The 24,321-nt window shown below is 62.3% G+C and carries 14 protein-coding genes and 2 pseudogenes; 5 read left to right on the plus strand and 11 right to left on the minus strand.

What is annotated here, in order from left to right:
• The first annotated feature begins 15 nt into the window (after positions 1-15).
• Positions 16-699 (plus strand): hypothetical protein, encoded by a 684-nt coding sequence (locus RBB34_RS13705; RefSeq protein WP_306119794.1) that lies wholly within the window; start codon positions 16-18, stop codon positions 697-699.
• Positions 700-742: 43 nt separating this feature from the next.
• Here the strand turns inward: RBB34_RS13705 and RBB34_RS13710 are convergent, their stop codons facing one another.
• The 7 genes and pseudogenes from RBB34_RS13710 to RBB34_RS13740 all read right to left on the minus strand — a co-directional run bounded on the left by RBB34_RS13710 (position 743) and on the right by RBB34_RS13740 (position 17,366).
• The gene (locus tag RBB34_RS13710) at positions 743-2,107 is read right to left on the minus strand and encodes a hypothetical protein (protein ID WP_306119795.1); all 1,365 of its coding nucleotides are present in this window, start codon (positions 2,105-2,107) and stop codon (positions 743-745) included.
• A 177-nt stretch (positions 2,108-2,284) separates the two neighbouring features.
• A pseudogene (locus tag RBB34_RS13715) lies at positions 2,285-2,548 on the minus strand (phage integrase N-terminal SAM-like domain-containing protein); the annotation flags it as partial.
• A 239-nt stretch (positions 2,549-2,787) separates the two neighbouring features.
• Positions 2,788-4,062: a hypothetical protein gene (locus RBB34_RS13720; RefSeq protein ID WP_306119796.1), complete on the minus strand. Its 1,275-nt coding sequence runs from the start codon at positions 4,060-4,062 to the stop codon at positions 2,788-2,790.
• 16 nt (positions 4,063-4,078) lie between these two features.
• Complete coding sequence (locus RBB34_RS13725; protein ID WP_306119797.1) at positions 4,079-4,789, minus strand: hypothetical protein; 711 nt, start codon at positions 4,787-4,789, stop codon at positions 4,079-4,081.
• 57 nt (positions 4,790-4,846) lie between these two features.
• Entirely contained in the window at positions 4,847-5,605 is a 759-nt protein-coding gene (locus RBB34_RS13730) for an outer membrane lipoprotein-sorting protein (protein WP_306119798.1), read from the minus strand.
• Positions 5,595-7,952, minus strand: a complete 2,358-nt coding sequence (locus tag RBB34_RS13735) for an MMPL family transporter (protein WP_306119799.1) — start codon at positions 7,950-7,952, stop codon at positions 5,595-5,597. Before RBB34_RS13735 ends, RBB34_RS13730 begins: the two co-directional genes overlap by 11 nt.
• A gap of 150 nt (positions 7,953-8,102) precedes the next feature.
• A complete protein-coding gene (locus RBB34_RS13740; RefSeq protein WP_306119800.1) occupies positions 8,103-17,366 on the minus strand; it encodes an SDR family NAD(P)-dependent oxidoreductase in 9,264 nt (3,087 codons plus the stop codon).
• A gap of 143 nt (positions 17,367-17,509) precedes the next feature.
• On the opposite strand from RBB34_RS13740, the gene RBB34_RS13745 reads away from it, so the two are divergent.
• Entirely contained in the window at positions 17,510-17,761 is a 252-nt protein-coding gene (locus RBB34_RS13745) for a hypothetical protein (RefSeq protein WP_306119801.1), read from the plus strand.
• 77 nt (positions 17,762-17,838) lie between these two features.
• On the plus strand, positions 17,839-18,138 hold the full coding sequence (locus RBB34_RS13750) for a hypothetical protein (protein WP_306119802.1): 300 nt from the start codon (positions 17,839-17,841) through the stop codon (positions 18,136-18,138).
• 182 nt (positions 18,139-18,320) lie between these two features.
• Here the strand turns inward: RBB34_RS13750 and RBB34_RS13755 are convergent, their stop codons facing one another.
• The 4 genes and pseudogenes from RBB34_RS13755 to RBB34_RS13770 form a co-directional block, all read right to left on the minus strand.
• Entirely contained in the window at positions 18,321-18,608 is a 288-nt protein-coding gene (locus RBB34_RS13755; RefSeq protein ID WP_306119803.1) for a porin, read from the minus strand.
• A gap of 171 nt (positions 18,609-18,779) precedes the next feature.
• Positions 18,780-20,393: a porin gene (locus RBB34_RS13760; RefSeq protein WP_346432541.1), complete on the minus strand. Its 1,614-nt coding sequence runs from the start codon at positions 20,391-20,393 to the stop codon at positions 18,780-18,782.
• Positions 20,367-20,582 (minus strand): annotated as a pseudogene (locus tag RBB34_RS13765) (porin); the annotation flags it as partial. The pseudogene RBB34_RS13765 and the gene RBB34_RS13760, both read right to left, overlap by 27 nt.
• 632 nt (positions 20,583-21,214) lie before the next feature.
• Positions 21,215-21,904 (minus strand): hypothetical protein, encoded by a 690-nt coding sequence (locus tag RBB34_RS13770; RefSeq protein WP_306119804.1) that lies wholly within the window; start codon positions 21,902-21,904, stop codon positions 21,215-21,217.
• A gap of 438 nt (positions 21,905-22,342) precedes the next feature.
• Between RBB34_RS13770 and RBB34_RS13775 the strand changes: the two genes are divergently transcribed.
• Both RBB34_RS13775 and RBB34_RS13780 read left to right on the plus strand, forming a co-directional pair.
• Entirely contained in the window at positions 22,343-22,849 is a 507-nt protein-coding gene (locus RBB34_RS13775; protein ID WP_306119805.1) for a hypothetical protein, read from the plus strand.
• A 132-nt stretch (positions 22,850-22,981) separates the two neighbouring features.
• Positions 22,982-24,214, plus strand: a complete 1,233-nt coding sequence (locus tag RBB34_RS13780; RefSeq protein ID WP_306119806.1) for a hypothetical protein — start codon at positions 22,982-22,984, stop codon at positions 24,212-24,214.
• Positions 24,215-24,321 lie beyond the last annotated feature (107 nt).

A 24,321-nucleotide genomic window follows, 5' to 3' on the forward strand; every position in this document is an offset into this window, starting at 1 on the left:
ACAGGGGAACGCAACATGGGTCTGCTGGGAACCGGCGCGGTCGCGATCTGGCACGACATCGCGCCGGAGGGGCGCGAGGAATTCTACGCCTGGCACGGGCGCGAACACATGCCCGAGCGGGTGGCCATTCCCGGCTTCCGGCGCGGCAGGCGCTATGTCGCCATCGAGGCGGATCGCGAATTCTTCAACCTGTACGAGGCCGAAGCGCCCGATGTGCTGACCGGGCCCGACTATCAGGCGCGGCTGAACGATCCGACCCCGTGGACGGTGGCGACGGTCAGACATTTCCGCGGCGTTGCGCGGTCGCTGTGCGCGGTCGCCGCCTCGGCCGGCGAAGGCGGCGGCGGGCTGGCGGCGACCTTTCGATACGATGTCGACCCGGCCGCGCACGACGGCCATGTGAAGGCTCTCGGCCTCCGCTTCGCGCCGCTGCTCGCCTCACCGCATGTGGCGGGCGCGCATGTGTTGCTCGCCGATATCGCTGCGAGCCGCGTCGACACCGCCGAGCGCAAGGCGCGCGAGGAGCCCAACACGGTGCCGGGCGCGGTGGTGGTGATCGAGGGCTGGGGCGATGAGGCCGCGTTCCTGGCGGCGCTCAAGGCGCATCTGCCGCCCGACGCGCTTGCCAAGGACGGCGCGCGGGAGCCGATCGCCGGCGGGGTCTACCGGCTGCAGGCGACGGCGCTGGCGCCACCTTGACGCCCGTTGGCGCACCGATGGCCGGCGAAAGGCGCGGCCGGCGCTACCGGCGCAGATCGCGCACGCCCAGTTCCTCCCACATCCATCCGAAATCATAGGTAGCCATGGGATCGGCGGCATCGGGCTGCCGGGCGGACTGGTTCTCGAGATATTTGAGCCATTGGGCCAGCCTGGTGCGACCGGCCGGGGTCCTGGCGGCCTGTCGCGGGGACATGTTGCCCAGCATCGCAACGGGCTCATCGAGCGTTTCCCTGTAATGCTGGTCCATATAGGCATGGACCGCCTGTTCGGCCATCTCGGGCGGCAGGTCCGGGTTATCGGCCCGGTCCTGGCCCGGCGCATCGGCTTCGGCCATCATCTGCTCGACGGTTCGGATCTCGGTGAGCGGGGTGCGGATGCGCTCGCCGACAAGCGCCTGCAGCAGGGCCGTTCCGGCCTGGGCGCGCGCGGCCGAATTGGTCGAAAGGTGCAGAAACCGGCCCTTCAGCTCCAGATTGCCCAGAACCCGCGCGCCGCTGTCCATGGTCGTATCGAAGACGGTGGCACCGGCCCGTTTGGCCTTGTCCGCGGCCGCGGCCGCGGGCGCCTGCTCCAGCCAGTTCCAGAACTTCGCGGTTTCCCGCGACATGGCCGGCACGGCATCGAGGCACTCGGCGATGTCGGCCTGCCGGACGCCCTTGGCGAGCGGGAAGCGGACATTGTGGAAGACGAGTTCGTCGCCTTCGGCGTTGTGGATCTGCGGCGTTTGTGTGGCGCGTTCGAGGGTGTCGGACAGCCATGTCAGCGTGAAAAGGGGCGCTGCGGCCTGCAGATCGGCATCGGCGATCGGCGGCAGCGTCGTCGCGCCCCGCTTGCCGAACATGCGCCGCAGGCCGTCAAACAGCGCCTGGCTGGCCTCGGGCGAAAACGCCAGGAGACCGCCGGCGAGGACGTGGCCCCCGCGCACGGATACGATGCGCGCGGCGATCCGGTCCCAGGGCTTGAGGGTACGGGTGGCCGTGCCCTCGCTGACGGCAACGGGCTCGCCGCCGCGAACGACGTCGCGCGCCATCAGCGACTTGCCCGGCACGATGTCGCTGACCTCGTAAAGGCTCATCACCGAGCCGCGCAGCCCCTCCATATAGGCCCGGGCCTGGGCGCTTTCCTTCCAGCCGCGGCGCTTGAGATAGTCGTCGACGATGTTGCCGCCCTTGACGTCGAACTGCTGGGTCAGGAAATCCTCGAAGGCGCAGCCCCACAGCGTCATGGCCAGATCGTCGCCCAGCAGGTCGGCAAGGTCCTCGAACGCCATTTCGCCGGCATCGAGGACCGGGCCGAGATGGGCCTCGACAACCTCGTCGAGACATTCGCGCCACGGGTCGCGATCGAGGAACTTCATGAGTCCGGCAAGATCGTGGCTGGTCGGCATCGGCGTCCTCCGGGCCTGGGATAACCAGGCGACAGTGCCCTATGGGCCCGATCCGTCCTAAAGGCTCGACGGGGACAAGGCAATCACGGGCCCGGGCCGCGCTTGTGGACGGCGCAATGCCGGGCGGTTCTGTACGTTATCGGCGGGCGGCACGTAAGGCGCTACCCGAGCTGAATAAATCTCGGCATGACCCTTCGTCACGCCGTAGAAGAACCGCAGCGCGCACACTGTCTGGTTCAGCGCCGGCCACGAGATTCCGGTCGAAACCAGGTGTACCTGGAAAGCGCGTACATCCTCCAAGCCAAGCCGGTCGGTGGATCGGTCAAAGTAGCACTAAAACTTCGCCGTGGCATGCACATAGGATCGTTGCGTGGCCGGCGACAGATTGCGGATCGTCATGTCCTCGATCATGCGCCGGCGAAGCGGGCTTAACTCGGCCATCTCATTACTCCTGTTCTCAAGATTGCGCTTCAACAATCGCAATCCTTCAAAACAGAAGCCTCACCCGCAATCCGGCCCGCCAAATGCCGCGGCAGCGGCTTCGTTCATTCCCTCTCGATTCATTCCGCTCGAGTAGCGCTCCAGAAGTGTTTTTCGGCACCAATACTCAAACAAAACATCTTTCAATTTTGGGAGAGCTTACAACACGCAGATCAATAGCCTTGCGTCGATGACGAACCTCAGAAGAACTTCGTAATCTTTCCAAAAACGAACGAATCTTCATGAGGGATTGCGAATGCCGAGGCAGGCATATCCCAGAATGTCCGGCCTTCAATCGACAGCAGGAGATCGTCACGTAGCCTTGTCTCGAAATCAACTGACAACGACTTGGCGGCATTGTCGAGATCGTAGGTGAAGCCGGCCTTAAACTGTGTCCCGCCGACATCATTAAGGGAGAGGCGCAATCCGCCGAACAGATCGTTCTGGAACGCGGTTGGTGGCGCAAGAGCCGGATTGGAGGGCCGGCCGTCATAGAGATACTCGCCCAAAAAACCGATGTCGACGCCACCGGCGGCGTCGGTGAAAACTGTGTACTCAAAGCCTGCGACAGTTGCCAGAAAGTCGAGGTTGTTGGCATGCCGCCAGATCCCCTCGAACTTCAGCTGGAGGTCGCCAGTCGCAAACACCGCGTCGACGCCGACTTGATCCATCACGTCGTAGAACGGCACCACATCGGGACCGACCATGACAAAGCGTGGCTCACGGCTTGTGCCATGGAAATATTGGACCCCAAGATCGAGCCCGCCGGCACCAAGGTCGAAATGGTTTGCATAGCGCGCGGCGAATCCCAGATGACGCGCGGTGCCGCCGGCTTCGAACATCGCCGCGGAATCGTTGATCACCATGGCAGGGCGCAAACGGTCCGCCATGTCCGGATGATCCCGTGTCCGAAAGCCGAACATGCCATATACGCTGAACGTACCCGCCCCGGGCGAGGACCAGTTCAAATTCACCATGGGCTGACCGAGCGCCCGATCCTCGACGACATCGTCGCCCAGATCGCGCTGGTTGATGACATTGACGAGATTTCGCGCCTCGGTCACGCCCCAAAACAGCGTGTGAACGCCTGCCAAAATGTCCCAGTTGTCGCCGCGATGAAGAATATAGGCATCGCGGAGGTCGATCACGTCGTTATCGGCGCGCAGGTCGAGACGGCCGTAGGGCTCGAAAACGACGCGATTCTTGCCGTCATCAGATTCATAGTCGAGGCGGACCGAGCCTTCCAACAAGGGCATCAATCCATCGACCTGGCCGGGGAACTGTGGCGGCCCGAAGTGGAGACGCGCACCGACCGATAACTCGCCGGAAACGCTGACATTGCCACCGTCCGCGGCCTCGATGCGCTCGTTCCCTTCCGACGTTACTGTCTCCGTAAGGAAATCCGAGGCTCGGCTCGAGAGCATCGAAACGGACAGGGTCAAAATGGCGGCTGCTGCACGATACCCCATTCGCATTGAAAACATCACCCCTTCAGCAGTCTAATGCTCCCGCCATAGTCGGCAACCTGCACTCTAGGTCAGACCAATCCACACGATATACGCGGGGTTCTGGAGCAGTCGATCGAATCGCGACGGCACAAACGTACTGGCAGTCGATGTCAATATCCATGACAGATAGCCGGAGATGGGCGGAACGCGCCGTCATGTTGCCCACGGGTAACACCCGAGACTCGGCCTTGGCGAGCACGTCGCGCATGGTCAAGCCGAGGCACTTGACCACTGCTTCAAGACGGACCCAAACATCAATGGCGGCACCAGCGCAGGCCGCGCGCCTTGCGCCAATGTCGTCGCCCATGAGCCCCGAAAGTGCAGTCCGCAGCTGACTTGTCATGGCATCGGTGATGCGCGCCATTCTCCGCACTTCGAGATCAATCCCGATCGGTCCGCCCTTCGAAATGGCGACAGCAGCGCAGGTGCCGGCATGGCTGATGCTGAATTGTGGCCCCCGCGGCAAGAAAGGCTTGCCGGCGCCCGAACGCCATAGGCCCTCCAGCGCATCGTGGTCGCAGCCGTCTTGGACCAAGGCGTAACTCAGCAGCAAGCGGGACGCCGTTATAAGGCGCGACCGCAGTGCCAAATGCGCTCGGTCGTCCTGCCGGTCCGGGGAGCCGGGCACATGGGCCGTGTCCACATTTACGATCCAGATCGTCACCGGCTGTCCGCCCGCCCGGTCGCCCATCATCGGCCCTGCTCCCCCGATGGCTGTTGCAGGTGCGCGTGCCCGCACATCGCAGCGGCGTCAGCGCGTCAGTTCGAGCGCCCGGGTGGTGAAGTCACCTGATCGCAACGCGGCGCCAAAGCGGTAATTGCTCCACGTTAGCGTCGTTGATTTGTCAGTCAGCAAATTGCGCATGTGCATCGTGCGTGGCCGCCATGCCGGGCCGTAGTTGCGATACCCGGAAATATCCATGGTTTTGACCCATGCGTTGCGACGATCGTAATAGTCGATGCGCTGCGGCAGGTTCGTGTTGCGGTCAAACCAGACAACGTGCTTTGTGTATCCAGACGAAAACCGAGGGTAGCGCTCGACGATGTTGCAGCAAACCTCGGTGCCAACAAGTTTGTAGGTGAAGCTGTCCAGTTCTTGGTCAACCATATCTTCATAGGCAAATTCGCTGCCTACGAACGCCCCTGAGCGACCCGATGAGCTGATGCGCTTGACGCGCCGGTTCGCGGCAAGGAAGACCCACTGGCTATCGCGTGCACCGTCCTTGGTATGGGTCAGGAGCGCCGTGCCGCGAATGTCACCGGGCCATTCGAACCGCAGCAGGCTGCGACTGCCGCCACCGACTTCCAGGCTTTTGAAGTCGAACCGGCGTGTTGCAGTGCCCCCGCCCCTGAGAACCATCTCCCCGCTCGCAGTCAAGCTGCCATACCCGGTGGTCATCGCATCGGCGCGCCGCGCAAGTTCGTAACCGTGTTGTTCGGCCGACTGCGCGAAGGCCGTCGCCGCGATGACCAGGACGAAGAAGACGGCCAGAAATGCTCTATTGATCATCGATAGGCCTCCTTTCGGCTAGGATGAGCACCGGCGGCAACAACAGCAAGTCGGCCGCAAGAGCCGCGGCGATCGTGATCGCACACAGCATGCCGACATGCTGATTGACGGCAAAACCCGATGTCGCCAGAACACCAAATCCCATGATCAGGGCAAGTGACGTTAGAACGAGCGCCGGGGCGACGGTCGTGAAGGTCTGCCGCACGGCATCGGCCGGCGACAGGCGATCCTGACGGCGCGCCCGCAAGTACTTTATCAGAAAATGCACGCTGTCATCGACAACGATTCCCAATGTCATAGTGGTGACCACCGAAGACGCAAGATTGACTTGCCCCACCCAAAAGCCCCAGACGCCGAACGCGAGCACCGCCGGCACCAGATTTGGAAGCAGGCTTAAAAGCCCGACACGGATGTCTCGGAGCACCAACAGCATGATCATCGAAATCAGCACCAGCGCAAAGACGGTCCCACCGACCATGCTGCGGATATTGCGTTCGGACAGATACGCAAATACCATGGACATGCCGGTCGCTTGGGTGAACTGGTCGGGGGCGTTTTCGATTAGCCATTGCTCGCCTTGATGGCCCAGTTCGCGTACACGCGCACTCGTGACATCACTTAGCACTGCCGTGACACGCGAATGTGACCGATCAATGGATATGAGAGTGGTCAGGTCGTGCCCGACAGGCAGGCCAAGCTCGTAGACGAACAGGTTTTCGGCGTTGAGTTCGCGTGTGTCGGCAATGCGGAAGTAGGCGGGGTCATCGCCGTTGACAGTACGATTGATGCGCTTGAGGACTTCGGCCAAAGAATCCACCGACACGACATCGTCCTGTTCGGCCAGCCATTGGGCAAACGCGTCCACGTTGCGCAAATAGTCAGGATCAAAGACACCCCCCTCGGTACCGGCGGGAACGGAGTATTCGATAACATTGAGGCCGGTCAGCCGGTCCTCGGTAAATTCGGCCGACTGGCGGAACTCGAACCGCATGCCGAAGTATCGGATGTAATCGTCATCAAGCGCAATCCGCGAGATGCCGACGGCCGCCAGCGGCAGCAGCATGGCAAACAGCACGATCAGCGCCCGGCGCCGGGCGATGACAAATTCGCCCAGCCGCTGCATCGCCGGGACGAGCGAGAACCGCTCGGTCATTCGGGGCGGCACGAAGCTGACAAGGCATGGAAGTGCGGTCAGGCACAGCATCATGCCGACCACCACGCCGAATGCAACTACGTTTCCTAAATCACGCATTGGCGGCGACGGGCTGAAGTTAAGGCACAGGAAACCGATCGCCGTGGTCACGCAGGTCACCCCGATCGGCACGGCGTTCTGGGCCCAGGCCCTGATCAGGCTGCGGCGATCATCGCCGGTCCGGCGCGCAAGACGCAGCCAGGTGGTCAAAAGATGGACGCATGAGGCAAGTGTCAGCACGATGATGCTGACCGGCGCGCCGGCCGTCGCGCTGTTGAGCAGCATGCCCGCCCAGCCGGCGAACCCCATCGCGGCCGCCGAGGTCGCCGCCAAGACCGCAACCGTCGACACAGTGGCCCAGAACGAGGAGAACCCGATCAGAAGCGCAAGAAGGGTCAATACGCCCATCACAGGCATGAGCGTGGCCATATCGGCCTGACCGGCCTCGGCGAACGAGACATCGGCAAGGACGCTGCCCGTCAGCCGGATCTCGAATTGCGGGTGATCCTGACGCCATTGGGCAGCCATGGACCGGGCATGGGCCGCAATCTCGACGACCTTTTCGCCGCCATCATCGGGCTTGATCACGTTGACGTTGATGCCGACTACATCGCCATTGGGCGAGACCAGGCGATTGAGCAACTCCTCCTGCCCCAATGCGGTTCGGCGGATCTCCTGAGCACGCTCAATGGTTATCGTTTTTCCAGTCGGCACCAGCGGGTCGAGGAGGATCTCATCGCCTCGGGCGCGGACATTGTTGAAGTTGGCCGGCGAATCGACCCGCAAGGTGTTGGGTATCTGCCAGGCCTGTTCGGTCATTTGCGCCAAAGCCATGAGCGCTGCAGGCGTGTATATATCACCGTTTCGGGCAGCGATGACGAAGAGGACATTGGCCGATGCTGCGTAGGTGTCCTCGAACTCTTGCAGCGCGATGCGCTCTGGATTTTCGGTTCCGAAGAACAGCCTGCTGTCGGGATTGAAGCGCAGATTGAGCGCGCCGGCGGCAATGACCAGCACCAGCACGGTCGACAGCGCCAGAACGATCCAGCGCGATCGCAGCAATGCCGCCGCGACGCCTTCAAGCGCGACAGGGTCGATGCGCGGGCGCCACGTTCGGTTTCGCCCGGCCGCCGCATTGGGATGTTCCGCGGTCATTCAATCAACCCAGACGCTGGCCTCGTCGCTGTGTCAATCCGCCCCGGGCGATTGCTGAAACCAAGCCGCCGCCATTGCGCGCCGACAGTGGCCCGGGGCATGCACCTCGATCCGAGGTGGTCGTTGGGGCTCGACACCCGAAGACGGCCGTCACTCGTGGTGCTCCATCATCGTTGCCGTGCCATGCGTAAGACTCTTTTCCGATTCCTGGGGCTCATAGGTTGCGCCGACCTTCAGCTCCGGCGGCTCCACCCCCATTTCCTGCAGGCTTTCCACCGCAAATTGCAGGGCCTCTCCGACTCCATAGGCCGACGGATCCCACATTGATCGAAACATGCGGCTCTTGCCAGTGTGAAGGCTGCGCCACTGGTATTCGTAACGGGTAACATCGACGAGCGTGGGATGGTGCAGCGGCTCGACCATCAGGCCGCCAAAGGACGCGCGGGCACCCGGCGCGGCGAACATGACAGGCGCGAGCGGCGAGCGGGCCATCACGGATTTCGGAAACGTCTGGCTGACCTCGAATTGCGGCAGATAGGCGCCATCGGCCCTGAGCTGCTCGGCAAGTGCGCGCTGACGGGTGAAATTGCCCGGCGCTCCCATCGCTGCGGCTGCCCTTAGCTGTTTACCTATGTCACGGGCGACTGCCTCAAGATCATGATATGCGCTAAAATCGCATCTCAGCATGGTCATGTTGGCCACATAACCCACATAGCTCTCTAGCGCCGGGGTGGTTCGTCCTGCCATCTCGCAATTGACGTAAATGCCATCGGCGCCGCCACGCCGGCAGATTACCGAGGCAAATGCGGCGATCTGAAGTGCCGTCTCTGTCACACCGGCTCTCCGCAGTCGCTCGTCGAGTTCGCGGTCCGCCCGATCGGACGTCTCAATGTCCAAATTGCCGCTTCTGCCGAAATTCAGGCGTTCGGAATCGAATTGATCTCCGGATGCCGCCCAACCGATACGTGGCGGCGTCAATGGCGGCAGCAGCGTTGCGCTATAGTGCGCTTGGGCTGCCTGTGTTGCACCGACGTCACCAACTCGCTCGACCTCCCGCAGATAGCGTTCGAAGGTCATTTCGGGTTTGGGGCCGATCGGCATGCCCATGTAGGCCGCAAAAAGCTCGTTCATCACAATTGCAAGGCAATAGGCATCGTGGACAACATGATGGCTCCATAAGTGGAACACATCACCATCGGACCCGCAGCGCAGCAACGTAACCCGGAATAAGGGACCGCTCTCGAAATCAACGTCCGTTCGGCCAAGCTCGCTTAATTGTTCTTCCAGGGCACTGGCCGAAACCGCTCCAAGATCGCGCACGGCAAATGCATCGGGCGCATCGGCCGGTATGGTAACGCGCCAATCACCCTCCAGCCTGACAAAGCGCATGCGGAGCGACTGATGCCGCCCGACGACTTGGGCGACGGCGCGGCGCAACCGGTCGACATCGAGCCCCGGCCGAATGCGGAGCGCCCGCATGCTGACCCAATAGGCGTTGAGCGAATTACCATTCCTGTTGTCTGGCCCGATGTTGAGGCATGCCAATTGCTGCGCCGTCACGGGCAGCGATTCCTGCCGCCCATTTGACTTTGGCACTGTGGGCCGCCTAGCCTTTGACGACGCAGCGCGAATGCCGGATTGGTGCCGGCCCACGGCCCTCTCCTTGGGGTCGAAGCGTTTGATGGCTATTGCCTCGCCCAGCGTTTCAGCAATTGTCTCCAGCAGCCCGCTTGCGGTTTCCTCGTCGACCACATCGGCGTCAAAGGCCCACAGAAGCTCAAGCGCGCCATCGCGCTCGACCGCCGTCAGGCGGATTTCATTGACCGCGCGTGTGGCCGCATCGTCAAAAATCGCATCAAGCATGTCCGGGTCGAGGTCGGCGACGGTGGCATGATCGATGAACGCAAAGCCGATCTGCGCGGGATTGAGACCGGCCTTGTCGAACCGGTCGGCCAACAACGCGGCACAGGCAGCCGCGTCGAAACGCCGGTGATGCAGGCAGGTGCGCAGGCGGCGGCTGATCGCATCGCTGTCCCACTCGTGACCTGCATGGCGCTCGACAAGTATTGGCAGCGCATCGGCAAAGGGCCCAACGACGTCCTGTCGATCCGGCTCGCGACGCACCAGATCGGTACGCTCTACGATCATCCGATGCTCGCCAAAGCGGCATTCCAACGCGCCCGCCATCGCTGAAAGCAGTCGGCCTTCGGATACGATCGGATCATCGGCCGATGTCCAACTTGCGATCCGAGTGCTCAGCGTCACAATGGAGCCCGCATTCCACCCCATGCCGACCGGGGCCGTCGCCCGCGAACGACTGGTGAAGACGATCGGCTGGGGCAGATCATGCAGGACTTCCTGCCAGAAGGCCTGGTCGCGCAGGCTCGCTTCATTGTCGTCGACCACACAGTCGGAAGCAATGGCACAATAGTCGGCCGGGGGCTGCTCGGTCTGCCCTTCGGCCAGTTCCTTCAGCCGCTGCGACACAAATTGAACGGACCAGCGATCGCCGGCCGCCGTGTGACAGGCAATGTGGACTTCGGCGCCGTCATCGCGTGAGCGCCAACCGAACCGCCACAGCGCGCCGCTTTGCCCCGAAAGCGTTTCGTCCGGGCCAGGCTCGCCCAACGGAACAAGGGCCGGCGGCTCCTGCGAGAGTTCGAACGTCGCCTCCGAACCTTGGCCGAGCCGAAGGCGCAGGGCCGGCTGTTCGCGCGCCAGCGCCTCGAGCGCCGCGCCGACAGCGGACATGGCCACGCCTTGATCCATGGTCAGCGTCGCCCGGAACCACTGGGCGTGGCGCGCCATTTCGGACGACATCAGCCCCTTGTCGACGGCAATGGCCGCGAGCTGGCGCGGCATGACCGGGAAGGCATCGGGCGCTGCGCCGTCACCCTTCGATTGCGGGCTCGCGGAGAGGCCGGCCTGCTCAGTGCGCGCCGTGTCGGCTTCGATCGCCCTGACAATGACGTCGGACAGTCCGCCCACGGTCGGAGCCTGCAGGAACTTGCCGACGGGTATCGCGATGTCCAGTTCGGCCTCGACACGGTTCTTGAGCTCGAACGATGACAGGGAATCGAGCCCGACCTCGGCAAGGGCACGGTCGAGCGGCACCGAGGCGGCCTCGACCTTGAGCACGCGCGCGATCTCGCCCTGGATGAACTCCGAAAGGAGCGCGGGCCACTGGCTCTTGTCCGTTGCGGCGAGCTGGGTGCGAATCTTCGTGCCGCCGCGTCCGGCGCCGGCCAGCAGACCGCGCATGCGCGGTGCATTCGCGCCGGGGCTGCCCCGGGTGATGCTCTGCCAGTCGACCTTGGCAAAAGCGGCCGTCGGCAAAGCGCTCATTATGAACTGACCAAGGGCCTCGCAGGCGATATCGTCGCCGATCGGCTTCATCCCGACGCTGTCGAGATAGCTGGCCATCGCGTCGCTGCGCGCCACAAAGCCTGATTCGCCCAGCGCACCCCAGTCGATCGTCTGTGCCGCCCGGCCCCCGGCGCGACGGTAGCTGGCGAATGCATCCAGGAACGCATTTGCGGCGACATAGTTGGACTGGCCCTGCGAGCCGATCATCTGCGCAAGCGAGGAGAAGCACACGAAGAAATCGAGCCCGGCGCCCCTTGCCTCCAGCGCACGGTGCATGTTCCAGGCGCCCTTGATCTTGGGCCGCAGAACGGCGGTGAACTGATCGTCGGTGAGCTGGCCGATAAAGCCGTCCTGAAGCACCATGGCGCCATGGACGATGCCGCGCAGCGGCTTGTCGTGCGCAACCAGATCGCCGATCGCCGCATCGACGGCGCGCGCATCGGTGGCGTCGAGCGCCAGCGGGACGATTTCGGCGCCTTGGGCGCGCATCGCCTCGACGCGGGCGGCGTCCTTGCTTCGGACCGCGCCCTTGCGGCCGGCGAGCACGATCCGGCCGGCGCCGTTGGCGGCCATCCATTCGGCGACCGCCAGCCCGAAACCGGACAGGCCGCCGGTGATCAGGTAGCCTGCCTCGGCGTCCAGTGGGGCGGGCTTGCGCATATCGGTTTGCACGTCCACGTGGGCGTCGTCAAACGTGATGACCACCTTGCCGATATGCTGAGCCTTGGCCATGTGGCGAAACGCTTCAACCACGTCGGACACCGGAAAGACAGCTTGCGGCAGCGGCTGATAGCTGCCGTCGCCCAGGCGCTCGGATACGGTTTCGAGCAATTGGGTGATCAGGCCCGGTCTTTCATCTTCGAAGACCGACAGGTCAACGACATGAAAGCTGTTGTTATAGTAAAGCGATTTCAGCCCGATAGGCTTGTCGGCGAACAGGTCGCGCTTGCCAATTTCAATGAACCGCCCGAACGGCGCAAGGCACTCCAGCCCCTTGTCGATCGCCGATCCGGCAAGGGCGTTCAGTACCAGATCGACGCCGCGTCCGCCTGTTGCCTTGCGGACACCGTCGGCGAAATCGACGCTGCGGGAATCACCGACAAATGCTATGCCCATCTCATTGAGGTATTGACGCTTTTCGGGCGTTCCGGCCGTCGCGAACACGTTCGCCCCGATGTTGCGCGCCACCTGGATGGCGGCAAGGCCGACACCGCCGGTCGCGGTATGAATCAGCGCAGTTTCGCCTTCGCTAAGTCGCCCAAGTTCCTCCAATGCATAGCAGGCTGTCATGAACCCGACGGGAAAGGAAGCGGCGTCCGCATAAGAAACATCATTGGCGATGCCCACAACCGCTTCTTGTTTTGTGATGGCGTAACGGCGCAAAAATCCCTTGCCCATGCCCATGATGCGGTCGCCGGGACGGTACTTCGTGACGCCGGAGCCGACGGCTTTGACACGGCCCGAATACTCAAAGCCCATATTGCGCCACCAGGCGCCGTCGCCCTCGATCTCGTCGGGCAGGATGCCGGTGGCGACCATGATATCGCGGAAGTTGAGGCCGACGGCCATCACCTCAATCAGCAGTTCGTCGGGACCCGGCTGCGGCGTCTCGGCCTCCCGCAGCACGATGTTGTCGACCGAGCCGGGTCTGGTCATGGTGACGACGAAATTGTCGTCGCAGGCCGACAAATCGATCCGGCGCATCCTCGGCGGCAGGTCGGCGGTCTCCATCTGCTGCACCCGCGAGACATGGATGTCACCGCCGCGGAGGACAATCTCGGTCTCCTCGCCGTTGGCGATGAGCAAGCGGGCGAGTGTCACCGGTGCGGAAACCGCAGCCCGATCGACGTCGGCCAGGCGGATATTGAACTCGGGAATCTCGGCAGACAGTGTGCGCGCCAGCCCGACCACTCCTGACTGCGAAAGGCCTGCCTCTGTGAGTGCGTCGCTGTCGGCAGCGACCCTCGCGCCGTTTGTGATGATCCAATAGGGTCGGGACTTACCGATCTCACGCAACTGGTCTAGCGCCCGGCCGGCATCGGCCAAATTAAGCACATTGCGCTCGGCTGCCTCGACGAGGTTGTGTGCTGACACCTGTTCATCGAACGCAAGCGAGCGGAGATCAACAATGCCGGCGGGCCGCAAATCATCGTCCAAGAAGTCGGCAAAGGCCTCCGCAAGCCTGTCAGGACCGCTGTCGGCGATCGGAGCGCCCGAAACGGTCATGGCGGTTGCGCCGCACGATCGCAGAGCCTCGGCAAGCGCCGCCCCGGGGCCTGACCCGTCATCGAGCACCAGCCAATCGATGACTGCGGTTTCGCTTTTCCCGTCATGGAGTTCGGCGCCAGCAGTCTCGGAGAGCAAGTCAAGCGACTCGACGTGAAAGACCGGCTTCACGCTGGCAGCTGTCGACGACTGATGAGCAGCCAATTGCTTCATCCTGAAATTGTCGATGGTGACCAGCACCTGGCCGTCGGGGCCGGTTATCCGGTAGACACCGCCCATCTCGGTGCTCGAACCGTTCACTGGAACTGTCCTGAAGTCGACCCACATCTGGTGGGGCAGTTGGTCAACGACGGCAAGGCGTTCGATGCCGATCGGAAGCATCAATGGGAAATGGCCTTCCTCGTCGGTCTCGGGTATGCTCCTGGATGGGTCCCAGACGCCCGCGTCGATATCGATCAGCGGGATCGGTGCCTGAAAGCAGGCGTCCAACAGGGCCGGATGTGCAATATAGCGCTGTGCACTCAAATCGACGCCGTGTGGCGCCGAAACTTTGGCAACGCATCGATCGCCGTCGCACCAGGCCGCGTCGATTCCTTGGAACAAAGCCCCATAATTAAGCCCATGCAGGGCGGTCAGCCGATAGAAGTCGGACTTGCCAATGGACGGCTCTCGACGCTCAACCATCGCGGCGGCATCGACCCGTTCGGCTTCGAGCGGCCGGCGCAGCACATAGGCGTCGGCGCGCAGGCGCCAATCTTCCTCGTAATCGCGGGTCCGGCTGTAGATGCGCACGATGCCACGTTCGATATCGAGCGTTGTCTCAAGCATCACCCAATCGTCATTGCCGATTGACAGCGCGTCAAGGAAGCGGACGTTGCGCAGCTCGACTGGTCCGGCGCCGAAATGGTCGCGCGCTGCGGCAACCATCATCTCGATGTATCCGGCCGCAGGAAAGACTGCCGATTCCTCGACACGGTGGTCGTTGATGTATCCGAACGCCTTGAGCGTGATCTCATTCGTCCAGGCTGGCGCGGCTCGGCCGGCACGTCGACCCAGAAGCGGATGGACCTCCGCCGAGAACAGCGTGCGCCTGGCCTCTTCGGGCGAATTCCACAATTCCTCGCGCGCCCATGGGTATAGCGGCAAGGCCAGGTCGCGGCGGCCTGGACCGGAGTTGATCTTGCGCCAGTCGAGACTGGTTCCGTGCGTGTGCAGTATCGCCTTGGCAACGGCAAGCGCATCGTAGTCGTCCTGCTCGCGATGCAAAGAATGTACGATCGCCGCATTGATGCCGGCATCGTTGACGATTCCCGCCGTCAGAGGTGCGAGCGTCCGGTGCGGCCCCATCTCCAGGAACGTGTCGGCGCCGCTAGCGAGAGCGAAGCGCATGGCCTGGTCGAACGCGACGGGCTCGCGTAAGTTTCGCCACCAGTAGTCCGTGTCAAACCGTGTCTCAAGCCGTCCGGTAACTGTCGAAACGACGGGCAGATTCGGCGTGGACCACTCGATCTCGCCAAGCGTCTTGCGGAACCAGACCTCGCCGGAATCCAGCTGCGGCCCGTGCCAACCGAAATCCATCTTCAAACGGCGGACCAAGGCGTTGGGGAACTGCGCCTCGACAGCAGCAAGCAGCCGCTCGACGCCATCGATCTCACCTGACACGGTCTGCAGCGCCGGACCGTTATAGGCCGCAACCACGACACTGCCGTCATCTGGCAGGAAGGCGGCGAGTTCGTCGACGCTCAGGCCTACTGCGGCCATTGCCCCCACTGATCCGATGGCATCGCGGATCATGCCCCGGGCGTGGATCAAACGCGCGGCGGTCGAAAGGCTGATCGCGTCGGCAATATAAGCTGCGGCTACCTCGCCGAAACTGTGACCGATCAGCAGGTCCGGCTCAATACCCCATTTGCGCCACAGCGCCATCAGACCGATCTGGTTGGCAAAGATCGCCGGCTGGGTAACATCTGCATCGTCGATCCGTGACGAAGCCTCATTGGAGAGCATGGCATCGACCACGGACCAGCCACTTACATTTCGGAACAGTGCATCGAATTCGTCGACACTCTGCCGGTAGACCTGATCGCATGTCAGAAGGCGCCGGGCCATACCCCACCACTGGCCGCCCTGACCGGCAAAGGTGACGGCCAGTTTCCCAGATGCGCGCGCGCGACCGCTCACAAAGGGCGGGATCGCGTATCGATCTTCGGTTGCTTGCTCCTCGCCGGCAGCAATCATGTCCAGGCTTCGGCGCAGGTGCTGTCGGTCGGAGGCCAGGACAACGGCCCGCTCGGCGAACTGGTCGCGGTGGAGCGCGAGAGTTGAAGCCAGGGAAGCGATCGGCTCGGCCGCAAGGCTGCCGTCATCGACCAAGGCCGCCGAAAGATCCGCGGCGACCTGGCGCAGTTGCGGCTCGCTGCTCGCCGAAAGGGGTACGAGGATCGGGCCAAAGTCGTGGCGGGCGAGCACTGCTCCGGGGGTCAGACGGGCGCGGGCATTGCCACGATCGCCGCCAGACCAGTTTTCCAGCAATGCCGAAGCGTTGGTGCCGCCAAAGCCGAATGCGTTGACGGCGGCAAAGCGCGTCGCACCGTCGTGCGATGGAAGCTCAGTCGTCGCCACGGGCACGGCGATGTTGAGCGCGTCCATTGGAATCGCAGGATTGGGCGTGTCAAAGTTGCGATTGGGTGGAACCGTACCATGGTAAACCGTAAGCGCTGCTTTAATAAATCCGCAAATGCCCGCGCCCGATTCCAGATGGCCGACATTGGGCTTGACTGTTCCGACGAGAGCCGGGCCGCCGGGACGGCCGGTGCCAAACACCCGCCCTATGGCCTTAGCCTCGATCGGATCGCCGATGGGTGTGCCGGTCCCGTGTGCTTCAATGAAGCCGACGTCCACCGGATCAACGGAGGCGCGCCGGCACAGGCCCTTGAGCATCTGCATCTGAGACTCAAAATTGGGCGCGGTGAGCGTGCTTGTTCGACCATCCTGGTTGACGTTGGTCGCGCGCACGATCGCATAGATGCGATCGCCGTCCGCGAGCGCTTTGTCCAGCGGCTTAAGCAGCACCGCGCCGACGCCCTCGCCGCGCACGAAGCCGTTAGCGCGCGCGTCGAATGACGATATCTCTCCGGTCAAGGACAGCATGTTGGCCTTGCTGAACACCACGAACGTATCCGGGCTCAGCATTATGTTGACACCGGCAGCCACCGCGGCGTCGCAGGCACCGTCAAGAATGCTGCGGCAGGCAAGATCGACCGAAACCAGCGACGATGAGCACGCGGTGTCGACGGCGACCGAGGGTCCGGTGAAATCGAAGCGATGGGAGACCCGGTTGGCCGCAATCGAATAAGCAGAGCCTGTGCCTGCCCAGATCTCGTCGGACGAGCGACGCATCCTAAGATTGAGCCCATAATCGCTGGTCGAGATGCCGACAAAAACGCCAGTGCGCGCGTTCTGCGCTTCGGCGATAGTGGTTCCGGCGTCCTGAAGCGCCTCATAGGTGGCCTGAAGCAGCAACCTTTGTTGCGGGTCCATTGAGGCCGCTTCTCGTGGGGAGATGTCAAAGAACCCCGGGTCGAAACTGCGAACATCGTCGAGAAAGCCGCCCCATTTGGAGGTCGATTTGCCAATCGCCGATGGATCAGGATCGAAGGCAGCCGTAAGGCTCCACCGATCCTCGGGGATCTCACGGATCCCTCTTCCTTTCTCGTTGAGGAAACGCCAGAACGACCCAGGGCTTTCCGCCCCGCCGGGGAAGCGGCACCCAATGCCAACCACAGCAATGCCATAGCCCGATCCCGATACCGTCGCGTCCATCTGCCAATTCCCTCGCCACGCACGCCGCTAGAGCCAGCCTCGCTGATGCGGATTTGGCCAGGCCCTGGTAACTTGCGGCTTGCTCTTTTACCCCCTCGGAACACTAGATGAATTGTGTCAGGTAGACAAACGCTGAGGCCTCATTGACCAACCAGATTTCTGACGAATCAGGTCCCATTCGCGCCGGAAATCGGCTCCAGCGCAGCAGGCTTTGGTGTCATGGCATCGGAGCCCGTTCCGATTTGGATACGAACGCCGAACGCGCGATGGCGGACACCGATCACGATTTGCGATTGCTTGGTCCCACCGCCACACACTGGCTGAGCCGCAACAATTCAGTCCGCTTCGAGCTGGCTCAGGTGCCGCCAGAGCAATCAAACGGAACTGTGAGCTGAGCGCAGGTATCGTATAGGCTATGGTTGTCGTTGCGACCGTGCGGAGCAGCGGCGAATATGAGTTTGAGGATGAATCGATGTCACGACTTTTCTTGCTCACCCTACCGGCCAGCGTGATGCTCGCAATGGCCGGCTGCACCGGCGCGGGACAAGGCAATATCATTTCACCTGTGTCGGTCAGCCATGCCGGCCAGCGCAGCACGACCTTGGAGGCCAGATGCATCCGCGAAGCCCGCCAGGCGGCCTTGGCGGCGGTCCAGAAGCACCCGGGTTCGGGACCCTATGGCTGGCCGGCGGCCGGTGATGTCGACATCAACGCTTTATACAGGCAGGTCGAGCGTAGAACCTACCGCGATTGCATCAACCGAGCACATTAGGATCTGTTGCGCATCACCGGGCGGCGTGTCCAACTGGAACAATGCATGCCGAGGAGCCACGTCGTCGGACGTCGAAACGAACAGTTGGCCCTTGTCTGCGTGGCGCCGGCGGACACGTCATCCCGTCCGCTCTCTAAACCTTGAATGCCGGGTAAAAGGTCGTTGCCGCCCAGCGTCACCGGTCAATCATCGATCGAACCGAAGCCGACCTGGAAGCGCACATAACCGCTGATGCGGATGCAGGTCTCGGTCGACCCGATCTTCTTGAAACCGGTCCCGGCGCGCTCGCATGCCTCAACGGCCTCCGGGTCTGTTTCCGCGATGACCGTATCGCCCTGTTCCGCCTCGGGCAGCTGAAGCTGGTCCTTGATGTCCCAATCGGCGTCCGTGGCAAGCGCCATCGGAGTCGAAGCCACAGCTATTGCAAAAGCCATAGCGGCAATCGGTTTTGTTGCTTTCTTGTCAAACAAGGCAGATCTCCAATCTCCAACGTGCACTGCGCCCAGCACCTTTCCGATCATCTGGCATGGACCGACAAGTCACGCAAGCACTGGCCAATCACATCGAACGAAAACCCGGACAAAGAAAAGACCCGGCGGTCGCCCGCCGGGTCAGCATGTCGAATGGATCAGGCGACTGGCTTAGAAGGAACCTTCAAAGCGCAGGAAGCCCGCCCAGCCATCGACCTTGGCAATACCGTAGTCGTAGCTCTGGTACTGAAGGTCGGCCTTGATGTCGAAGCCCGGAACCAGCTCGTGGTCCACCGTGATGCCTGCTTTCCAGCCGTCATCGTTGAAGCCGGTTGCATCACCCCAGGTCTGGCTACCGACCAGGAAGCCGTTCAGGTACTGACCGCCGACGGTAACGGTGGTCGCTTCGGTCGCATCGAAGGCAACGCTTGCGGCAGCCGACCATTCATAGTCGTTGTCGTAGAAGCTCTTGCCCGAGTTGTAGATGCCCATGGCCTGGAAGGTGGCGGCGCCAAAGCCAGCCGAAGCGATCAGCTTGGCACCCCAGGCATCGTCGTCCTGACCGTTGACCCACGTCCCGGCCGGACCGGCACGCATGACGCTGTTCTGAACCAGCGCATCGTTGCTGCCGCCAGCATCGTAGTCATCGTAGTAGGCGAAACCGGTCATGGTGATGCCGCCGAGCTCGACCATCGCCTTACCGACGATATTCGGCATGTAGTCGACATTGTTGTCTTCGTTTTCGATCGACAGTCCGAACGACGATGCGCCAGCATCGAAGGTGTAACGGATGTGGTTGATATCCGCACCGCCCGACTGATCGAACTCGCCGTTGATGCCACCATCCCACAGCGTATCATCATAACCGAGCTGCAGGCCACCGAGACCGATCGTGGCTTCCTGAAGACCCAAATCGCCGCCGGCAGTACCGCCGAGCTGCATACGGGTGGTCAGAGCGCCGAGCTCGGAATCGTTCCAGGTTTCGACGACAAGGCGGGCCGAGGTGGTGGTGTCCCAACCGTCATTGGTGGTCGTCGGCTGGAAGCCGAGCAGGCCGGCAGCCGTGCCAACTGCGGCACCGGTTGCGTTTGCCCACGCAGCGTCATTGTCGAACCCGACCAGGCCATCGAACACACCGATATCGCCAAGCGTCCACAGCAGCTGCTGGTAACCAGCATTGCCAAGATTGGCCTTCAGATTGGCGATCACGTCATCGGACAAAAGGTCGATGGCTGTTGGAACGATCGGCAGAAGGAAGGTCGGATCGAGAACCAGCGTCGCCTTCAGGGCAGCTTCGAGCTGCGCATAATACGCATCCGCCTGAAGACCCGTGAACTCTTGTGCCAAGCCGCCAGGATTGTTGACGTTGTATTCTTCGCCCAACAGACCAAAGACGTCACCCTGATTGGCAGGAACCTGATCGTTACCAGCCGGCGTCAGGGCCGAAGCACCGGCGCCTACTGTGTAATAAGCCTGAGCCGCGGGCGTCAGAGCCTGAAGGATGGCAAGTGCACTGGGATTATCGACAGGGCCAGCATCATCAGGAACAGTGAAGTTCAGACCCGATGTATCGAACGCGTCATAGTAGTTGAAATAGATCAACGCAGCCTGCCCAACACCGGCCGCCTTCGTCAACGTAACCGACGAACCGGGAGCTGCCGGCGGGGACTGCAGACCGTCTTCGATCGTTGCAGGCAAGATCGAATTGAAGGAGAACCCTTCCTGAACTGCCGCCACGCCGGCAGGATCGATGTCAACATCGAGGTCCGACGCGTCGATCTGCATGCGCACATAGCCTGAGAACTTCAGGCAGACTTCCGTGCCGGGAATATACCAATAGCCGGTGCCGGCCGCGTCGCAGACACGGACATATTCCACCATTTCCGGCTCGGGGATGATGATGTCGGCGGCCATCGCCGACGGTGCAGCGATCAGAGCCGCCGCCGAGCCGAGAAGAAGGCTCTTGATTTTCATGATTGACCTCCAGTCAGAGTTTGAAGCGGGTCTGGGTGCTCCGAAGGACACTAGTTCCGAAGGACCTCTTGTCCCATCCCCTACACAGAAACAGGCAGACCCGCCCGTTTCCTCGTCCGTTCATGACCGATGCGCCAACGCCGCGCAACAACCAAGTGGGCTCGGAGAACCCCACTTTGACCGGTTCGCCAGGCGATGTTGCACAAATGCCACTATTTAGCCAACGGTCGCGATCGGGCTGGCAGTCTTTGGCGGCGTGCTCGCCACCACGAGGGGCCAGATCGGCGGCTACGCGGGCACTTGTTGCGGCGGCGGAGGAGGGATTGGCGCAGGTAAGTGCCATCGGCCAATTGGCAGCGAAGAGCCACTCATCGGACGTACTGGTGAACCGTCATTGCGGGCCCACAAGCCTTTTTTCGTCGCTCGTTCCCGGATTTTAGCCGCCCGCTCAGCGATCTGTCGGCTCTGGAATTCCGGGACACCCGCAAAATGCATGAGTATAGGCAGGTGCCGGGACGACGAACTGATTTAGGCAGGAAGGTCCTAGGGAAGAACCCAGGCAGCAAAGGCCGGGCCGGCCAACGTGCCCGATTCGCAGATCGCAATCCGTTCAGTGAACAGCGGCCGAATCGCTAGCGCGATGCCGACGATGGCACGGGCACATCGCCCGAATCGGACAGTCCTTCGACGGGCGGCTGGTAGGAGACAAGCTCGGTTTGGAGCAGATTGCCATCGGTATCCCTGACCAAGCTCCGCGCGATCCAACCGATCTCGGGCACCCACCAGTCCGCGCGCTCGGCTCGGTAACGGGACCCGTCGATGCCGGAGACGACGCGCGCGCGCAAGACGACCGCCTGGTAGCGGACGCCACCGACGGTAACCGGCTCAGCCTCGGCGACAATGATTGACTGACGTGCGACGGCGCCGTTGCGCAGCAGCATGTTGAAAGTCACCGTCTTGCCGATCTGCAGCGGCCAGAGCGTGGCATATTCCTTTTCGTCGAACCCTTGCGCGCTACTGCACCCCCAACAGCCCGGAACAAGGCGTACCGTCGAGCCGTCCGCGGCCGACAGGCGCCCCTCCACGCCGTCCGGCGCGGCAGCCACATAGGCGCGCTGGATAGTCTGACCGTTTGAGGACGCGCGGAACTCGAGCCGCGCACCTTGCTCCGCAAAGCGCAGGGCCGGCGGGTTGGGCAATGATTGTCCAGCGTTCGAACGTCCTTCCACAGGTGAGGAGCGGCCCGACATCACCGAATCGACCATCGACGTGCAGCCACTGACCAAAGAGGCCACCGCAATCAATACCGCGAACCTGGTCACGCTTGCGCTCCTATTCAAACTGACGCTGGCGCATGCCCTACATCAAGACCAGATCGAATGAAACCGAGCGCTGCATTGTCCGCCTGCAAAGTCGATTCGCCCGCGCCGGTTCGGCCATAGAACTGTACCCGGCGGGAGACGAAGCCCTGTATCGACGCAGTCGGCAGCCAACTGTGTCCGAAGCGCAACACAGGCGCGCATATCGACACACCGCCATCCGAACGGAGCCATGTCGTCACTTCTATTTATCTGAATTGTCACAATTAAATGCGGAATCGGCCTTGCTTGCCCGGCCCGTTCGGATGCACCGGTCCGGTTGACCCGTTGCGCTACATATGAGATCAAACGAAGGTGTTCGCGGGCTCGAAGCGGATTGTGGTGTCGTGAGCGAGCGCCGGGAGAGGGATTTTGGTCTGAACAATCTGCGAGGACGACAACGTGAAACAGAAAACGACGATGATTCTGGTCGGTGCGGCCGCAATTGCGCTGGTTACGGGCGGGAGCGCTTTGGCATTCGACGCATGGCCCGGCAACGGCGGCTTGAATGGCGGATGCGGCTATTGCGAACCCATTTGGAACGATTTCCCCGGGAGTCCCAATTTCGGTGAATTGCCGGAGCCGCCGACCAATGGGGGCAGCTATAATTTCGGTTCTGGCGGCTGGGTCGGTGACTGGCCGTCGATGGATAATGGCGGCGGGCCGGGCGATCCGAATTTCGGTGATCTGCCTCCTGGTCCCAACGGTGGATCCTACAACTTCGGTGAAGGCAGCGACATCGGGTATCCAGAGAAGGGGAATGACGGTTGGCCCGGAATGCCGCCGATGGGTGATCTGCCGGAGCCGCCTGAAAACGGCGGAAGTTACAACTTCGGCAACTTCGGCAAGTGGTCAAACTTCGGCTATGTCTGCGATGCACAGTGCCAGGAGCATTCTGACCCCGTCTGATAAGTCGTTACGAAATACTGCGTTCAATGGCGGACGGCCTGACCGGCGCCTAGTTCGAAATCGAGACCCGCGGCGTGTAGCGCCGCGGGCTTTTTCTTCCTCCGTATCACAACGCAATGAGACATCGAACACATGAAGACGTTGGGCATACCGCTGGCAGTGCTGGCTTCGGCCTCGCTTCTCGACCTCCCTGCCGCCTGGGCGCAGGACGCAAATACCCAAGCGGAAGCGGAGGGATTCTTTCGATACCTCGCCGAGGACCGCGCCTATCCTTACCAGGATAATTCTACCGAGTTCACCGGCGGCCGGGGAAACTACTTTCTGTTCGTTTTTCGCGACATTAACCGCAACGGCATCTATGACATCGGCGACCGCCCGCTGCCCGCCATTGCCGTGCGCTTGACCAAGCCCGATGGCGAGACGACGACCAACCGGTCGAACCTGAACGGTTTTGCCGCCTTTCCCGGGTCCGTCCTGAACGATGAGGCGGTGATTCGGCATCCAGGCGCCTACGAGCTGGAGCCCGTTGTCCCGCGCGGCTGGTCGCTGACGACCGGCAATGCAAAGCAGACGCTCAACTTCCGGACCCGACCAGGATCGATCGCCGACATGGTCGTCGACCGGATGCCCGATCCCGTAGGCCTTGTCCAGGACCTCTATGTCACCGGCACGATCGCTTTCAGTGGCACAGGCGAAGTTCCGGACGGCGAAATCGCCGCCGCGGCAAGTGCTCCGGGCAAGCCGGACGTCGATATCTCGGTGGCGCTCGACGGCAGCTACCTGACCTTCCTGGCACCAGGCGATTGGCAACTCACCTTCGAGCATGCGGAATCCGGCGAGCGCGCCGAGCGGACGATTGCGGTGCGCGATGCGCCGGTCCATGTCTCGACCATAACGCTGGGCGCCGATCCGAAACCCGAATCGACCGGTGCCGTGACGATCGATTTCGAAGACATCACCGGCTCCAACCTGGCCGAACTGCCGTCAGGCGTCGCCGGTCTTTACTGGCACAACATGGTCGCCACCGATTTCCTGTTCTATGGCGGGCCCGGCTACATGAACAACAGCATGTCTGGTAAGTTCGTCGCCTACAGCAGCGGCGGCCATCCGGTAACGCTGTGGCGCGATGAACCGTTCGATTTCGCCGGCGCCTATTTCGGGGTCGCTTGGCCGCAGTCCCAAGGCGAGTCATTGGTTGCCCGCGCCTGGGCCAACGGGCAATTGGTGGCCGAAGACCGCATTCGGCTTTCGGCGCTTGGCCCGGTTTGGTTCGATGCCGAATATCGCCAGGTCGACAAGATCGAGCTGTCGACCGAAAATTTCTGGCAGTTTGTCACCGACGATTTCGTGGTGCGCGTACCCTGACGTCCGCCCCGCCGGGCGATTGCATGCGCGCGCGCGCTGGCGCACAATGACCATCGGCGGAAAGGACCATCGGCGGTAAGCGAGCCGGCGCGCGGGCCGGTCCGCCG

Origin of the sequence: Roseitalea sp. MMSF_3546 (assembly GCF_030732865.1) — a bacterium.
GTDB lineage: Bacteria > Pseudomonadota > Alphaproteobacteria > Rhizobiales > Rhizobiaceae > Roseitalea.

Bases quoted from the DNA above. Each gene is read 5' to 3' on its own strand.
- RBB34_RS13710 (WP_306119795.1), bottom strand. From the start codon at position 2,107: ATGCCGACCAGCCACGATCTTGCCGGACTCATGAAGTTCCTCGATCGC.
- RBB34_RS13740 (WP_306119800.1), bottom strand. From the start codon at position 17,366: ATGGACGCGACGGTATCGGGATCGGGCTATGGCATTGCTGTGGTTGGC.
- RBB34_RS13735 (WP_306119799.1), bottom strand. From the start codon at position 7,952: ATGACCGCGGAACATCCCAATGCGGCGGCCGGGCGAAACCGAACGTGG.
- RBB34_RS13725 (WP_306119797.1), bottom strand. From the start codon at position 4,789: ATGATGGGCGACCGGGCGGGCGGACAGCCGGTGACGATCTGGATCGTA.
- RBB34_RS13780 (WP_306119806.1), top strand. From the start codon at position 22,982: ATGAAGACGTTGGGCATACCGCTGGCAGTGCTGGCTTCGGCCTCGCTT.
- RBB34_RS13730 (WP_306119798.1), bottom strand. From the start codon at position 5,605: ATGATCAATAGAGCATTTCTGGCCGTCTTCTTCGTCCTGGTCATCGCG.
- RBB34_RS13760 (WP_346432541.1), bottom strand. From the start codon at position 20,393: ATGCAGATCGACGCGTCGGACCTCGATGTTGACATCGATCCTGCCGGC.
- RBB34_RS13705 (WP_306119794.1), top strand. From the start codon at position 16: ATGGGTCTGCTGGGAACCGGCGCGGTCGCGATCTGGCACGACATCGCG.
- RBB34_RS13750 (WP_306119802.1), top strand. From the start codon at position 17,839: ATGTCACGACTTTTCTTGCTCACCCTACCGGCCAGCGTGATGCTCGCA.
- RBB34_RS13720 (WP_306119796.1), bottom strand. From the start codon at position 4,062: ATGCGAATGGGGTATCGTGCAGCAGCCGCCATTTTGACCCTGTCCGTT.